General features: G+C 59.6%; 14 protein-coding genes. All 14 read left to right on the top strand.

The genetic code is table 11. From position 1 onward, the window contains the following. Positions 1 to 39 precede the first annotated feature (39 nt). The 14 genes from hscA to FRT59_RS22365 all read left to right on the top strand — a co-directional run bounded on the left by hscA (position 40) and on the right by FRT59_RS22365 (position 13,868). Positions 40 to 1,902 carry a Fe-S protein assembly chaperone HscA gene (gene hscA, locus FRT59_RS22300; RefSeq protein ID WP_034115894.1) on the top strand — a complete coding sequence of 621 codons (1,863 nt, stop codon included), beginning with the start codon at positions 40 to 42 and terminating at the stop codon, positions 1,900 to 1,902. Positions 1,903 to 1,905: 3 nt separating this feature from the next. Continuing rightward, positions 1,906 to 2,247, top strand: coding sequence for an ISC system 2Fe-2S type ferredoxin (gene fdx / locus FRT59_RS22305; RefSeq protein ID WP_034115893.1), 342 nt, complete (start codon positions 1,906 to 1,908; stop codon positions 2,245 to 2,247). Between the two features lie 14 nt (positions 2,248 to 2,261). Continuing rightward, the gene (gene iscX / locus FRT59_RS22310; RefSeq protein ID WP_003238461.1) at positions 2,262 to 2,462 is read left to right on the top strand and encodes a Fe-S cluster assembly protein IscX; all 201 of its coding nucleotides are present in this window, start codon (positions 2,262 to 2,264) and stop codon (positions 2,460 to 2,462) included. 92 nt (positions 2,463 to 2,554) lie between these two features. Continuing rightward, complete coding sequence (gene ndk / locus FRT59_RS22315; protein WP_003175956.1) at positions 2,555 to 2,980, top strand: nucleoside-diphosphate kinase; 426 nt, start codon at positions 2,555 to 2,557, stop codon at positions 2,978 to 2,980. A gap of 29 nt (positions 2,981 to 3,009) precedes the next feature. Then, positions 3,010 to 4,158, top strand: coding sequence for a dual-specificity RNA methyltransferase RlmN (gene rlmN / locus FRT59_RS22320; RefSeq protein ID WP_005791178.1), 1,149 nt, complete (start codon positions 3,010 to 3,012; stop codon positions 4,156 to 4,158). Between the two features lie 12 nt (positions 4,159 to 4,170). After that, entirely contained in the window at positions 4,171 to 4,929 is a 759-nt protein-coding gene (pilW, locus tag FRT59_RS22325) for a type IV pilus biogenesis/stability protein PilW (protein WP_153839139.1), read from the top strand. After that, complete coding sequence (locus FRT59_RS22330) at positions 4,929 to 5,921, top strand: RodZ domain-containing protein (RefSeq protein WP_153839138.1); 993 nt, start codon at positions 4,929 to 4,931, stop codon at positions 5,919 to 5,921. The genes pilW and FRT59_RS22330 overlap by 1 nt, the downstream gene beginning before the upstream one ends. Before the next feature lie 2 nt (positions 5,922 to 5,923). Beyond that, on the top strand, positions 5,924 to 7,033 hold the full coding sequence (gene ispG, locus FRT59_RS22335; protein ID WP_034115889.1) for a flavodoxin-dependent (E)-4-hydroxy-3-methylbut-2-enyl-diphosphate synthase: 1,110 nt from the start codon (positions 5,924 to 5,926) through the stop codon (positions 7,031 to 7,033). A 23-nt stretch (positions 7,034 to 7,056) separates the two neighbouring features. Next, complete coding sequence (hisS, locus tag FRT59_RS22340; RefSeq protein ID WP_198809858.1) at positions 7,057 to 8,346, top strand: histidine--tRNA ligase; 1,290 nt, start codon at positions 7,057 to 7,059, stop codon at positions 8,344 to 8,346. A 41-nt stretch (positions 8,347 to 8,387) separates the two neighbouring features. Further along, complete coding sequence (locus FRT59_RS22345; protein WP_003194010.1) at positions 8,388 to 9,029, top strand: YfgM family protein; 642 nt, start codon at positions 8,388 to 8,390, stop codon at positions 9,027 to 9,029. Continuing rightward, positions 9,022 to 10,173 carry an outer membrane protein assembly factor BamB gene (bamB, locus tag FRT59_RS22350; protein ID WP_034115887.1) on the top strand — a complete coding sequence of 384 codons (1,152 nt, stop codon included), beginning with the start codon at positions 9,022 to 9,024 and terminating at the stop codon, positions 10,171 to 10,173. The genes FRT59_RS22345 and bamB overlap by 8 nt, the downstream gene beginning before the upstream one ends. 162 nt (positions 10,174 to 10,335) lie before the next feature. Further along, on the top strand, positions 10,336 to 11,805 hold the full coding sequence (der, locus tag FRT59_RS22355) for a ribosome biogenesis GTPase Der (protein ID WP_034115886.1): 1,470 nt from the start codon (positions 10,336 to 10,338) through the stop codon (positions 11,803 to 11,805). 135 nt (positions 11,806 to 11,940) lie between these two features. Then, positions 11,941 to 13,089 (top strand): pyridoxal phosphate-dependent aminotransferase, encoded by a 1,149-nt coding sequence (locus FRT59_RS22360; protein ID WP_153872427.1) that lies wholly within the window; start codon positions 11,941 to 11,943, stop codon positions 13,087 to 13,089. After that, positions 13,077 to 13,868 (top strand): amidohydrolase, encoded by a 792-nt coding sequence (locus FRT59_RS22365; protein ID WP_034115884.1) that lies wholly within the window; start codon positions 13,077 to 13,079, stop codon positions 13,866 to 13,868. Before FRT59_RS22360 ends, FRT59_RS22365 begins: the two co-directional genes overlap by 13 nt. Positions 13,869 to 13,941: the final 73 nt, after the last annotated feature.

Raw genomic sequence — 13,941 nt, forward strand, 5'->3', positions numbered from 1 at the left:
CGTGATGCACGCCTGATAGACAGATAAGACCTGATTACCATGGCCCTACTGCAAATCGCCGAACCCGGCCAAAGCCCTCAACCGCACCAGCGTCGCCTGGCGGTCGGGATTGACCTGGGCACCACCAATTCCCTGGTCGCCGCCTTGCGCAGCGGCCTGTCCGAGCCACTGCCCGACGCCGATGGCCAGGTGATCCTGCCGTCTGCTGTGCGCTATCACGCTGATCGTACCGAAGTCGGCGAGTCGGCCAAGCTGGCAGCGTCCTCGGACCCCCTCAATACCGTGCTATCGGTCAAGCGCTTGATGGGTCGTGGTCTGTCCGACGTCAAGCAGTTGGGCGATCAGCTGCCGTACCGCTTTGTGGGCGGTGAGTCCCATATGCCGTTCATCGACACCATCCAGGGGCCTAAAAGCCCGGTGGAAGTGTCGGCCGATATCCTCAAGGTGCTACGCCAGCGTGCGGAAACTACCTTGGGCGGTGAACTGGTCGGCGCGGTGATCACTGTTCCTGCGTATTTCGACGATGCTCAGCGTCAAGCCACCAAGGATGCGGCGAAACTCGCCGGTCTGAACGTGCTGCGCCTGCTGAACGAGCCTACTGCCGCCGCTGTGGCCTATGGCTTGGATCAGCACGCAGAAGGCCTGGTTGCTATCTATGACCTGGGCGGTGGCACCTTTGATATCTCGATTCTGCGCCTGACCGGCGGTGTGTTCGAAGTGCTGGCCACCGGTGGCGATACTGCCCTGGGCGGCGATGACTTCGACCACGCGATTGCCGGCTGGATCATCACCAGCGCCGGTTTGTCTGCCGACCTGGACCCGGGCGCGCAGCGTAATCTGCTGCAAACTGCCTGTGCGGCCAAAGAAGCACTTACCGATGCCGCTTCTGCTGAGGTTTCCTACGGTAGCTGGTCGGCCCAGCTGACTCGCGAAGCTTTCGATACGCTGATCGAGCCGATGGTCGCTCGCAGCCTCAAGGCGTGTCGTCGTGCCGTGCGTGACTCCGGTGTCGAACTGGAAGACGTGGCCGCTGTGGTCATGGTCGGCGGTTCGACCCGCGTCCCACGGGTTCGCGAAGCCGTGGCCGAAGCCTTTGGTCGCCAGCCGCTGACTGAAATCGACCCGGATCAAGTCGTCGCCATCGGTGCCGCGATCCAGGCCGATACCTTGGCCGGCAACAAGCGCGATGGTGGCGAATTGCTGCTGCTCGACGTGATCCCGCTGTCCCTGGGGCTGGAAACCATGGGCGGCTTGATGGAGAAGGTGATTCCACGCAACACCACCATCCCCGTCGCCCGCGCCCAGGATTTCACCACTTACAAAGACGGCCAGACGGCCATGATGATTCATGTGCTGCAAGGCGAGCGTGAGCTGATCAGCGACTGCCGCTCCCTGGCGCGCTTTGAATTGCGCGGTATCCCGGCCATGGTCGCGGGTGCGGCGAAGATTCGCGTGACCTTCCAGGTCGATGCCGATGGCCTGCTCAGCGTGGCTGCTCGTGAGCTGGCTTCGGGTGTTGAAGCCAGCATTCAGGTCAAGCCGTCCTACGGCCTGACCGACGGTGAAATCGCCAAGATGCTTAAGGATTCGTTCCAGTACGCCGGTGACGACAAGGTCGCCCGCGTACTGCGTGAACAGCAAGTGGATGCCCAGCGCCTGCTCGAAGCGGTGCAGGGCGCCCTTGAAGCCGATGGTGAGCGTCTGCTCGATGCTGAAGAACGCATGGTCATCGACCTGCAGATGCAGGAACTGGCCGAATTGATGAAAGGCAACGATGGCTATGCCATCGAGCAGCAGACCAAGCGTCTGTCGCAAGTGACTGATGCCTTTGCCGCCCGCCGCATGGATCAGACGGTGAAAGCCGCGCTGGCGGGGCGCAACCTGAATGAAATTGAGGAATAACTGATGCCGCAGGTCACTTTTCTACCGCACGCCGAACATTGCCCGGAAGGCATGGTCGTGGAGGCTGAGACCGGCAAGTCCATCCTCGAAGTCGCGCATGACCACCACATCGAGATCGAAAGTGCCTGTGGCGGCGTTAATGCCTGCACCACGTGTCACTGCGTCATTCGTAAAGGTTTCGATAGCCTCAACGAGGCCGATGATCTGGAAGAAGACTATCTTGATAGGGCGTGGGGCCTGGAGCCGACGTCGCGTCTGAGTTGTCAGGCGAAAGTGGGGACTGAAGACCTCACCGTCGAAATTCCGAAATATTCGCTCAACCATGCGGCCGAAGCGCCGCATTGATTCAAGGAAATGTCATGAGCCTGAAATGGGTTGATGTACAAGAAATCGCTATACAACTTGCTGAAGCTCATCCTGAGGTCAATCCTCTTACTGTGAACTTCGTCAAGCTGCGCAATCTGGTGATGGAGCTGCCGGACTTCGACGACATCCCTGACCGGGGTGGCGAAAAGGTTCTGGAGGCGATTCAAGGCCTGTGGATCGAAGAAGCAGACTGAGCCGCCTTTTTACGCAGTTAGGCAATACCCAATAACCCGCGTATAATTCGCGGGTTTAATTTTTCGTAAATTACCGTTTCTGGAGTTACACCATGGCTGTTCAACGTACTTTCTCCATCATCAAGCCTGACGCAGTTGCAAAAAACGTCATCGGCGAGATCACCACTCGTTTCGAAAAAGCCGGCCTGAAGGTTGTAGCTTCGAAACTCAAGCAACTGTCCAAGGCTGAAGCTGAAGGCTTCTACGCTGAGCACAGCGCTCGTGGCTTCTTCGGCGACCTGGTTGCCTTCATGATCTCCGGTCCTGTTGTTGTCCAGGTTCTGGAAGGCGAAAACGCTATCGCTCTGAACCGTGAGCTGATGGGCGCTACCAACCCTAAAGAAGCCGCTGCCGGCACCATCCGTGCTGACTTCGCTGAGTCCATCGACGCCAACGCTGTTCACGGTTCGGACTCCGAAGCCGCTGCTGCTCGCGAAATCTCGTACTTTTTCGCTGCTACTGAAGTAACCGCTCGCTAAGCATCGGCTTAAAGAGTGAGGGTGAATCCATGACTACATCGACTGTTAAAACCAACCTGCTGGGTCTGACTCAGCCGGAAATGGAGAAATTCTTCGACTCAATCGGGGAGAAGCGTTTCCGTGCCGGTCAGGTAATGAAGTGGATTCACCACTTTGGCGTCGACGATTTCGACGCCATGACGAACGTCAGCAAGGCCCTGCGCGACAAGCTCAAGGCCATTGCCGAGGTACGTGGTCCCGAGGTTGTCAGCGAGGACATTTCCAGCGACGGCACCCGTAAGTGGGTGGTGCGCGTGGCGTCCGGCAGCTGCGTCGAGACCGTGTACATTCCCCAGGGCAAACGCGGCACCTTGTGCGTTTCGTCCCAGGCAGGCTGTGCCCTGGATTGCAGTTTCTGCTCCACCGGCAAGCAAGGCTTCAATAGCAACCTTACCGCCGCCGAAGTCATCGGCCAGGTGTGGATTGCCAACAAATCCTTTGGCAGCGTCCCGGCGACCGTCGACCGTGCCATCACCAACGTGGTGATGATGGGCATGGGTGAGCCGCTGCTGAACTTCGACAACGTGATTGCGGCCATGCACCTGATGATGGACGACCTGGGCTACGGCATCTCCAAGCGCCGTGTGACTCTGTCGACCTCCGGCGTGGTACCGATGATCGATGAGCTGGCCAAGCACATCGACGTCTCCCTGGCGTTGTCACTGCACGCACCCAATGACGCATTGCGTAACCAATTGGTGCCGATCAACAAGAAGTATCCGCTTAAGATGTTGCTCGAATCTTGCCAGCGCTACATGGCGACCCTGGGTGAGAAGCGGGTGCTGACCATTGAGTACACCATGCTCAAGGACATCAACGACAAGGTCGAGCACGCGGTCGAGATGATCGAATTGCTCAAGAACACCCCGTGCAAGATCAACTTGATTCCGTTCAACCCGTTTCCTCATTCTGGCTACGAGCGGCCGAGCAACAACGCCATCCGCCGTTTCCAGGATCAACTGCACCAGGCCGGCTACAACGTCACCGTGCGCACCACCCGTGGTGAAGACATCGACGCCGCCTGTGGTCAATTGGTAGGGCAGGTGATGGACCGCACCCGCCGCAGCGAACGTTATATCGCCGTGCGCGAACTTAACGCCGCTGAAGATTTGCCGCAAATTGCTGTGAATCGAATCTGAGAGAGGATCTCTATGCCCTTGCGCCTTGCGCTGCTTTTACTGGTTACCGGCCTCGTGGCCGGTTGCGTTTCATCGGGCCATGATAGCCCTTTGCAAACGGATAAAGGCCGTGATGAGGCGCGAGTTGCCTATGTGCAACTGGGTTTGGGTTACCTGCGCCAAGGCATGAGCGAGCAGGCCAAGGTGCCATTGAAAAAAGCCCTTGAGCTGGACCGCGATGATGCTGACGCCAATGCCGCACTGGCCCTCGTGTTCCAGGCCCAGGCCGAGCCTGAACTGGCCGACCGTTATTTCCACAAGGCCCTGGCCTCCCGTCCTGCCGACCCGCGGCTGCTGAACAACTACGGCAGTTTCCTGTTCGAGCAGAAACGCTATGACCTGGCGTCGCGTTATTTCCAGCAAGCTACCACCGATACCCTCTACCCAGAGCGTTCGCGGGTGTTCGAGAACCTCGGGGTGACCTCGCTGCGCCTCGGCCAGCGCAACAGCGCGCGTCAGCAACTGGAAAAAGCCCTGCACCTGAACAACCGCCAACCCCGGGCATTGCTCGAAATGGCTGAGTTGTCTTACGAAGACAGGCATTATGTGCCTGCACGAGACTATTACGAGCGTTTTAGCCTGCTCAGTGGGCAAAATGCACGTAGTCTATTGCTCGGTGTGCGCCTGGCGACGGTTCATGAAGAACACGACACGGCCGCACGTTTTGGCCAGCAACTCGAACGACTCTATCCCGGTACGCCGGAATATCAGCAATACCTGTCGGAGCAATGATGAAAGCCGCGCACCCGGAAGATGTAGCAGCTAATCGCGTAAACCCAGGCGAAACCTTGCGTCAGGCCCGCGAAAGCAATGGTTGGTCGCTGGCGGAAGTGGCCCTCAAGCTCAATTTGACCAGCACGTCCCTGGCCAACCTGGAAGCCGGCGCGTTCGACAAGCTGCCTGGGCACACGTTTGCCCGCGGCTATATTCGCGCCTATGCCAAGTTGCTGGGTATCGACCAGACCGTGCTGGTGCAGGAGTTCGACCAGTTCACCGGTACCGACTCCCAGGGCAGTAATGTCCATGGCCTGGGCCGGATCGAAGAGCCGACGCGGGTTTCCCACACGATTTTGCGGATTGTCAGCCTGTTGCTACTCATCGCTGTGATCGGCGGCGGTTTTGTCTGGTGGCAAGACCAGGCCTCCCAGCGCAGCAAAGACCTGACCAGCAACGCCCTGGAGCACGTCGAAGTCGAAAGCGCCGATGGCACCACCCAGATTCATCCGCTGGATGAGCCGGAAGACCAGGCCGTTGCAGAAGGGCAAACAACGCCAGAAGCGCCGGCCACTGCTGAGCAGCCAGTGCCAGAAACCGGCACGGCACCGGCACCGGCTGCGACTGCAGCGGTACCGGCGGCTCCAGCCACTACGACAGCGCCTGTGGCCCAGGCTCCAGCCGCAGCGACACCTGCGGCTGCGCCACCGGCCACCGCGCCAGCCGCACCGGCGATGTCGCCTCCCACCACCCCAGCGTTGATCGCCGGTGACGGGCGCGTACAGATTACCTTCATCGCTGACTGCTGGACGCAGGTCACCGATGGCAACGGCAAAGTGCTGTTCAGCGGTTTGAAGCGTAAGGGAGATACGCTGGACCAGGGCGGCAAGCCTCCTTTGACGCTGCGTCTGGGCTTTGCCCGTGGCGCGCAAGTGGCCTACAACGGCCAGCCTGTAGACGTGGCGCCGTTCACCAGTGGCGAGACTGCTCGCCTCAAGTTGGGACAATAGTCATGCACGGCGAATCTCCAATCAAACGTCGCGTATCGCGCAAGATCTGGGTCGGCTCGGTGCCGGTGGGTGGCGATGCCCCCATCGCAGTGCAAAGCATGACCAACAGCGACACCAACGATGTGGCCGCCACCGTGGCCCAGATCAACCGTCTGGAAGCGGCCGGCGTGGACATCGTGCGGGTTTCCGTACCGGATATGGATGCAGCCGAGGCCTTCGGACGCATCAAACAGTTGGTGAAGGTGCCGCTGGTTGCCGACATTCACTTCGACTACAAGATCGCGTTGCGCGTCGCCGAGCTGGGTGTGGACTGCTTGCGTATCAACCCGGGCAACATTGGTCGCGAAGACCGTGTGCGTGCCGTGGTGGATGCGGCCCGTGATCGCGGTATCCCGATCCGCATCGGCGTCAACGCCGGTTCGCTGGAAAAAGACCTGCAGAAAAAATACGGTGAGCCGACGCCGGCGGCGTTGGTCGAGTCGGCCCTGCGCCACGTCGAACACCTCGAACGCCTGAATTTCCAGGACTTCAAGGTCAGCGTAAAGGCCTCCGATGTGTTCATGGCAGTAGAGGCCTACCGCCTGTTGGCCAAGGAAATCGTGCAACCGCTGCACCTGGGTATCACTGAAGCGGGCGGTTTGCGTTCAGGCACAGTGAAATCTGCCGTGGGTCTCGGTATGCTGCTCGCCGAAGGGATTGGCGATACTATCCGCATCTCCCTGGCGGCAGACCCCGTAGAGGAAGTGAAAGTCGGCTACGACATTCTCAAATCCCTGCGTTTGCGTTCCCGTGGCATCAACTTCATTGCCTGCCCGAGCTGCTCGCGGCAGAACTTCGACGTGGTGAAAACCATGAACGACCTGGAGTTGCGCCTCGAAGACCTGCTGGTGCCGCTGGATGTCGCGGTGATCGGTTGTGTGGTCAACGGGCCGGGCGAAGCCAAGGAAGCCCATGTGGGCCTGACTGGCGGTACGCCGAACCTGATTTACATCGACGGCAAGCCGTCGCAGAAGCTAACGAATGACAATCTGGTGGATCAGCTGGAAAAGCTGATCCGCGAGAAAGCGGCCGAGAAGGTCGCCGCTGACGCAGCGCTGATCGCTCGCGGCTGATTGAACGAATTTAAGGATTTGATGTGAGCAAGTCTCTGCAAGCCATTCGTGGCATGAACGACATCCTGCCGGAGCAGACGCCACTGTGGCGCTACTTCGAAAGCACGGTCGCGCGTCTGTGTGATAACTACGGTTACAAGCAGATCCGCACGCCGATCGTCGAGTTCACCGAGCTGTTCAAGCGCTCCATCGGTGAAGTGACCGACATCGTCGAAAAAGAGATGTACACCTTTGAAGACCGCAACGGCGACTCTCTGACCCTGCGTCCGGAAGGCACTGCCGCATGCGTGCGCGCCGTTCTGGAACATGGCATCACCGGTGGTGGCCAGACCCAGAAAATGTGGTACATCGGCCCGATGTATCGCCACGAGCGCCCGCAGAAAGGCCGTTACCGCCAATTCCACCAGATCGGTTGCGAAGTCTTCAACCTTGACGGCCCGGACATCGACGCCGAGCTGATCGTGCTGACCTGGCGCCTGTGGGGCCAACTGGGCATCCGCGATGCGGTCAAGCTCGAACTCAACAGCCTGGGCACCAGCGAGTCCCGGGGCCGCTACCGCGAAGCCCTGGTCGAGTACCTGTCTGCCCACCTGGACAAGTTGGACGAAGACAGCCAGCGCCGCCTGAAAACCAACCCGTTGCGCGTCCTTGATACCAAGAACGCCGACACCCAGGCTGTATTGGTCGACGCGCCGAAAATGGCCGACTACCTGGACGACGAATCGCGCACGCACTTCGAGGGCCTTAAGGCTCGCCTGGATGCGGCCGGTATTCCGTACGTGATCAACCCGAAACTGGTGCGCGGCCTCGACTACTACAGCAAGACCGTGTTCGAGTGGGTCACCGACAAACTGGGTGCCCAGGGCACCGTGTGTGCCGGTGGTCGTTACGACGGCCTGGTCGAGCAGATGGGCGGCAAGCCGACCACGGGCGTAGGTTTTGCCATGGGTATCGAGCGGTTGATCCTGCTGCTGGAAACCCTGGAGCAGGTTCCGGAAGAAATTTCTCGTCAGGTGGACGTGTACCTGTGCGCCTTTGGCGAGGCCGCCGAACTGGCTGCCCTGGCCTTGAGCGAAAAAGTGCGCGACCAGTTGCCGAACCTGCGCCTGCAGATCAATGCCGGCGCCGGTAGCTTCAAGAGCCAGTTCAAGAAGGCCGACAAGAGCGGTGCGCTGTATGCACTGATCCTCGGCGATGACGAGTTGGCCCAGCAAGTGATAGGTTTCAAACCCCTGCGTGGCCAGGGCGAACAACAGAACATTGCCTTTGATGCGCTTGCTGCGCACTTGGCCACCTGCGTCGTGCAGGGTTGAAGCTGTCGAACAGCCGAATTTAGCGATTAAGGAGTATTGGGGTGTCGAGTACTGATGATGAGCAACTGGCCGAGTTCAAGGACTGGTGGCAGCGTAACGGCAAGCCCCTGGTTACTGGCGGCCTGCTGGCTTTAGTGGTGGTGTTCGGCTGGCAAGCCTGGACCAAGTATCAGGCCAACCAGTCCCAAGGCGCCTCGATCGTTTATCAGCAATTGCTGGAAACTACCCTGACGCCGGACGGCAAGCCTGATCCTGCGCAGGTTGCAGACCTGGCCGGCAAGCTGAAGAACGAATTCGGCGGTAGCACCTACGCCCAGTACGGCAGCCTGTTCGTCGCGAAAGTCGCGGTCGACACCGGCAAGCTGGATGACGCCGCCACCGAACTGAAGGCCATCGCCGACAAGCCGACCAACCCGACCCTGGGTGAAATCGCACGTCAGCGCCTGGCGCAGGTATTGGCGGCACAGAACAAGGCTGACGAAGCACTCAAACTGCTCGACGGCGATGCTGACAAGGCATTCGTGGCCACTCGCGAAGAGCTCAAGGGCGACCTGTTGGTCCAATTGGGTCGTACCGACGAAGCCCATGCTGCGTACCAAAAAGCCAAGGCGGCGCTGTCTGATGAAGCGGCGGTCGGTGGCTTACAAATCAAGCTCGACGACTTGGCCAAAGGGGATGCGTGACGTGATCCGTTGGAAACATGCAGCATTGCTGGCTCTGGCCGTTTTGGCCGCGGGTTGCAGCAGCAACAGCAAAAAAGAACTGCCGCCTGCCGAGCTGACCAGCTTCAAGGAAGAAGTGGTCCTGCAAAAGCAGTGGAGCCGCTCCGTTGGTGATGGTCAGGGCGACCTCTACAACCTGTTGCAGCCGGCAATCGACGGCGACAACATCGTGGCCACCGACTCCACTGGCGTAGTCATTGCCATGGATCGCATGAATGGCGACGTGAAGTGGAAAAAAGACCTCGAACTGCCGGTTTCCGGTGGTGTGGGCGTCGGCTACGGCATGGTGCTGATCGGCACGCTCAAAGGTGACGTGGTCGCACTGGACTCCAGCAACGGTGAAGAGAAATGGCGCGCTCGCGTGACCAGTGAAGTGCTCTCGGCGCCGGCGACCAACGGCGATATCGTCGTGGTGCAAACCCAGGATGACCGCGTGATTGGCCTGGATGCCTCTACCGGCAACCAGCGCTGGTTGTACGACAGCACCCCTGCGGTGTTGACCCTGCGTGGTACCAGTGGTCCGATTGTGACCAACAACCTCGCCGTTGCTGGCCTGTCGACCGGTAAAGTGGTCGCCCTGAATACCCAGAACGGCGTGCCGGCCTGGGAAACCCGTGTGGCTATCCCACAAGGTCGTTCCGAGCTGGATCGCGTTGTGGACATCGACGGTGGCTTGCTGCTGTCGGGTGAAACCCTCTATGTGGCCACCTACCAGGGCCGTGTTGCCGCGTTGGACCTGCAAAGCGGTCGCATCAACTGGCAGCGTGATGCTTCCAGCTATGCGGGTGTCGCCCAAGGGTTTGGCAGCGTCTATGTCAGCCTGGCATCCGGCACTGTTGAAAGCGTCGATGAGCGTTCCACCACGGCACTGTGGAGCAACGACTCCCTGGCGCGCCGTCAACTGTCGGCACCGGAAGTTTTCTCCAGCTACGTAGCGGTAGGTGACTTCGAAGGTTACCTGCACCTGCTGAGCCAGGTGGACGGCCGCTTTGTAGGCCGCCAACGTATCGACAGCGACGGCCTGCGTGCGCGTCCGCTGGTGGTAGGTAACATGCTTTATGTGTATGGCAACGGCGGCACGCTGGAAGCCCTGACCATCAAGTAAAGCTTTGACTATGCTTGGGGTAACCCCCCAGGCGGCCCTGTTTCAATGCCTGCTGCTGCAGGCGCCAGAGCAGGGCATGTGGCATTCAAATGCCGCCCCGAGCACCAGCCGCTGCCTTGCAGCGGCTTTTGTATTTTCTGAAATAACGAAGTGGAGAGCCGCATGGTTCCCGTAATCGCCCTGGTGGGCCGACCTAACGTCGGCAAGTCCACCTTGTTCAACCGCCTGACCAGGACTCGCGACGCCATCGTCGGCGACTTGTCCGGTCTGACCCGTGATCGCCAATACGGTGAGGCAAAGTGGCAAGGGCGCTCCTACATTATTGTCGACACCGGTGGTATTTCCGGTGACGAACACGGCATGGACGAAAAGATGGCCGAGCAGTCGCTGCTGGCCATTGAAGAAGCTGATGTCGTGTTGTTCCTGGTAGACGCCCGTGCGGGCTACACCGCTGCCGACCAGATGATTGGCGAGCACCTGCGCAAGCGCAACAAGCGTTCCTATCTGGTTGCCAACAAGATCGATAACATCGATCCTGAGGCGGCCCGTGCCGAATTCAGCCCGATGGGCCTGGGCGACGCGATCCCGGTCGCCGGTGCCCACGGTCGTGGCATCACCCAAATGCTGGAAATCGCCCTGCGCGACTTCCCCAAGGATGACGTCGAGGAAGAAGAGGGCATCGATGAGATCGTTGCCGAAGGTGAGGAAGCCAAGCGCATTCCTGGCCCGAGCGAAAAAGACGGTATCAAGATCGCCATCATCGGTCGCCCGAACGTCGGCAAGTCGACCCTGGTCAACCGTATGCTCGGTGAAGACCGCGTTATCGTCTACGACGAACCCGGTACCACCCGTGACAGTATCTACATCCCGTTCGAGCGTAACGACGAGAAGTACACGCTGATCGACACCGCAGGTGTGCGCAAGCGCGGCAAGATCCACGAAGAAGTTGAAAAGTTCTCCGTGGTCAAAACCCTGCAGGCGATCAAAGACGCCAACGTGGTGATCTTCGTGATGGACGCCCGCGAGGGCGTGGTAGACCACGACCTCAACTTGCTGGGCTTTGCCCTGGAAGCTGGCCGGGCCCTGGTGATCGCGATCAACAAGTGGGACGGCATGACGCCGAGCGAGCGCGATTTCGTCAAGATCGAGCTGCAGCGTCGGTTGTTCTTCGTTGAGTTCGCCGATATCCACTTTATCTCGGCACTGCACGGTACCGGCGTAGGCAACCTCTATGCGTCCGTACAGAACTCGTTCAAGTCTGCGGTCACCCGCTGGCCAACCAACCGCCTGACCCAGATCCTCGAAGACGCAGTGGGCGAGCACGCCCCTCCGATGGTTAACAACCGTCGGATCAAGCTGCGTTACGCCCACTTGGGTGGTGCCAACCCGCCGATTATCGTGATCCACGGTAACCAGATCGAGAAGGTGCCTAAGTCCTACGTGCGTTACCTGGAAAACACCTACCGCCGTGTCTTGAAACTGGTCGGTACGCCGATCCGTATCGAGTTCAAGGGTGGCGAGAACCCATACGAAGGCAACAAGAACACATTGACTGACCGTCAGGTGAACAAGAAGCGTCGTTTGATGACTCACCACAAGAAGGCCGACAAGAAGCGCCGCGACAAGAAATAGCAGCCGCTTCAAGTTGTAAGCGACACGCTGCAAGAGAGGGCTCCTTTGGAGCCCTTTTTTGTGCGCGTTAGTTTGTCGCTTGACCTGCTTGCAGCTTGCAGCTTAAAACTTGCAGCTCAGCCGAAGGGGGCTCCCATGATCACCAGTAAGCTGCCGAACGTCGGCACGACCATTTTCACCACCATGTCGCAACTTGCGGCCGAAACTGGCGCACTCAACCTGTCCCAGGGGTTTCCCGACTTCAATGGCCCGCAAGCTTTGCTCGATGCGGTGGGCAAGCATATTGCCCTCGGTCATAACCAGTACGCGCCGATGACGGGCCTGCCGGTGCTGCGTCAACAAGTGGCGGCGAAGATCGCGCGCAGCTATGGCGCCACGGTGGATGCCGACAGCGAAGTGACCATCACCCCTGGGGCCACTGAGGCGATCTTCTGCGCCATTCAGGCGGTGATTCGCAACGGCGATGAAGTTATCGTGTTCGATCCCTGTTACGACAGCTATGAGCCTTCTGTCGAACTGGCCGGTGGCCGTTGCGTGCATGTGCAGTTGAGCCTGCAAGGCTTCGCCCTGGACTTCGAGAAGATCAAGGCTGCGCTCTCACCGCGTACGCGGATGATCATCCTCAACACCCCGCACAACCCTACCGGCGCATTGATCAGCCGCGCCGAGCTGGACCAGTTGGCCGAACTGATCCGCGACCGCGATATCTACCTGATCAGCGATGAGGTCTACGAACACCTGGTATTCGACGGCGTGCCCCACATCAGCGTACTTGCCCATCAGGAGCTGTATCAGCGCGCGTTCGTGGTCAGCTCCTTCGGCAAGACCTATCACGTGACTGGCTGGAAAACCGGCTACGTGGTCGCCCCACCGGCCCTCAGCGCCGAACTGCGCAAGGTGCATCAATATGTCAACTTCTGCGGCGTAACCCCTTTGCAGTACGCTTTGGCTGACTTCATGGCCGAACACCCGGAGCATGTGGAAGAACTGCCGGCTTTTTACCAAGCCAAGCGCGACCTGTTCTGCGACCTGCTGGCGCAGTCCCGCTTCAGCTTTACCCGGGTGAGCGGTACTTACTTCCAACTGGTGGATTACTCGCAGATTCGCCCGGACCTGGATGACGTCGCCATGTCCCTGTGGATGACCCGCGAGCACGGCGTGGCGACGATACCGGTCTCGGTGTTCTACCAGCACCCACCCCAAGGCCAGCGCCTGGTGCGCTTGTGCTTTGCCAAACGCGAGGAGACGCTGCAACGAGCAGCGGAAAAACTATGCGTGATTTGAGTGCACTACCGAACCTGAATATCGCCCTGATCCAGACCAGCCTGGCGTGGCATGACCGCCAGGCCAATTTCGAGCATTTTGAACTGCTGCTGGAGCAAGCCAGCGGCGCCGACCTGATCGTGCTGCCGGAGATGTTCACCACCGGTTTCTCCATGGAATCGGCCTCTCTGGCCGAGCCGGAAAACGGCCCGACCCATCATTGGCTCCAGGCGCAGGCGGCGAAATACAACGCGGTGATCACTGGAAGTGTGATTATCCAGGCCGCCGATGGCAGCCATCGCAACCGCCTGCTGTGGGCCAGGCCGGATGGCGAGGTGCTGCATTACGACAAGCGCCACCTGTTCCGCATGGCCGGCGAACACGATCACTACACCCCCGGCGAGCGCCAGGTGCAGTTTGAGTTGAAGGGATGGCGTATTCGCCCGTTGATTTGCTACGACCTGCGCTTTCCGGTGTGGAGCCGTGACGCCCAGGACACCGATCTGCTGTTGTACACCGCCAATTGGCCCGGTGCGCGGCGTCAGCATTGGAACCGCTTACTGCCAGCGCGGGCGATTGAAAACCTGTGTTATGTGGCGGCGGTGAATCGGGTGGGCACGGATGGCAAGGGCTTTGCCTATACCGGGGATAGTCAGGTACTGGATTTCCAGGGCGAGACCTTGCTGAGTGCCGGGGAGGCGGACGGGGTGTTTCAGGTGATCCTGGATGCGGCGGAGTTGGCTGCTTATCGCACTAGGTTTCCGGCGAACCTGGATGCCGATAGCTTTCAGTTTGTCTGATAGACCGCTTTCTCGCGAAGAGGCCATCAGCAACACCAAAAAACCTAGTAAAAAGGCCCCTGGATTTACACCC

It is taken from the genome of Pseudomonas haemolytica, assembly GCF_009659625.1.
Taxonomy (GTDB): Bacteria; Pseudomonadota; Gammaproteobacteria; order Pseudomonadales; family Pseudomonadaceae; genus Aquipseudomonas; species Aquipseudomonas haemolytica.

Bases quoted from the DNA above. Each gene is read 5' to 3' on its own strand.
- FRT59_RS22360 (WP_153872427.1), top strand. From the start codon at position 11,941: ATGATCACCAGTAAGCTGCCGAACGTCGGCACGACCATTTTCACCACC.
- ndk (WP_003175956.1), top strand. From the start codon at position 2,555: ATGGCTGTTCAACGTACTTTCTCCATCATCAAGCCTGACGCAGTTGCA.
- der (WP_034115886.1), top strand. From the start codon at position 10,336: ATGGTTCCCGTAATCGCCCTGGTGGGCCGACCTAACGTCGGCAAGTCC.
- bamB (WP_034115887.1), top strand. From the start codon at position 9,022: ATGCGTGACGTGATCCGTTGGAAACATGCAGCATTGCTGGCTCTGGCC.
- ispG (WP_034115889.1), top strand. From the start codon at position 5,924: ATGCACGGCGAATCTCCAATCAAACGTCGCGTATCGCGCAAGATCTGG.
- FRT59_RS22330 (WP_153839138.1), top strand. From the start codon at position 4,929: ATGAAAGCCGCGCACCCGGAAGATGTAGCAGCTAATCGCGTAAACCCA.
- FRT59_RS22365 (WP_034115884.1), top strand. From the start codon at position 13,077: ATGCGTGATTTGAGTGCACTACCGAACCTGAATATCGCCCTGATCCAG.
- hscA (WP_034115894.1), top strand. From the start codon at position 40: ATGGCCCTACTGCAAATCGCCGAACCCGGCCAAAGCCCTCAACCGCAC.
- rlmN (WP_005791178.1), top strand. From the start codon at position 3,010: ATGACTACATCGACTGTTAAAACCAACCTGCTGGGTCTGACTCAGCCG.
- pilW (WP_153839139.1), top strand. From the start codon at position 4,171: ATGCCCTTGCGCCTTGCGCTGCTTTTACTGGTTACCGGCCTCGTGGCC.
- fdx (WP_034115893.1), top strand. From the start codon at position 1,906: ATGCCGCAGGTCACTTTTCTACCGCACGCCGAACATTGCCCGGAAGGC.
- iscX (WP_003238461.1), top strand. From the start codon at position 2,262: ATGAGCCTGAAATGGGTTGATGTACAAGAAATCGCTATACAACTTGCT.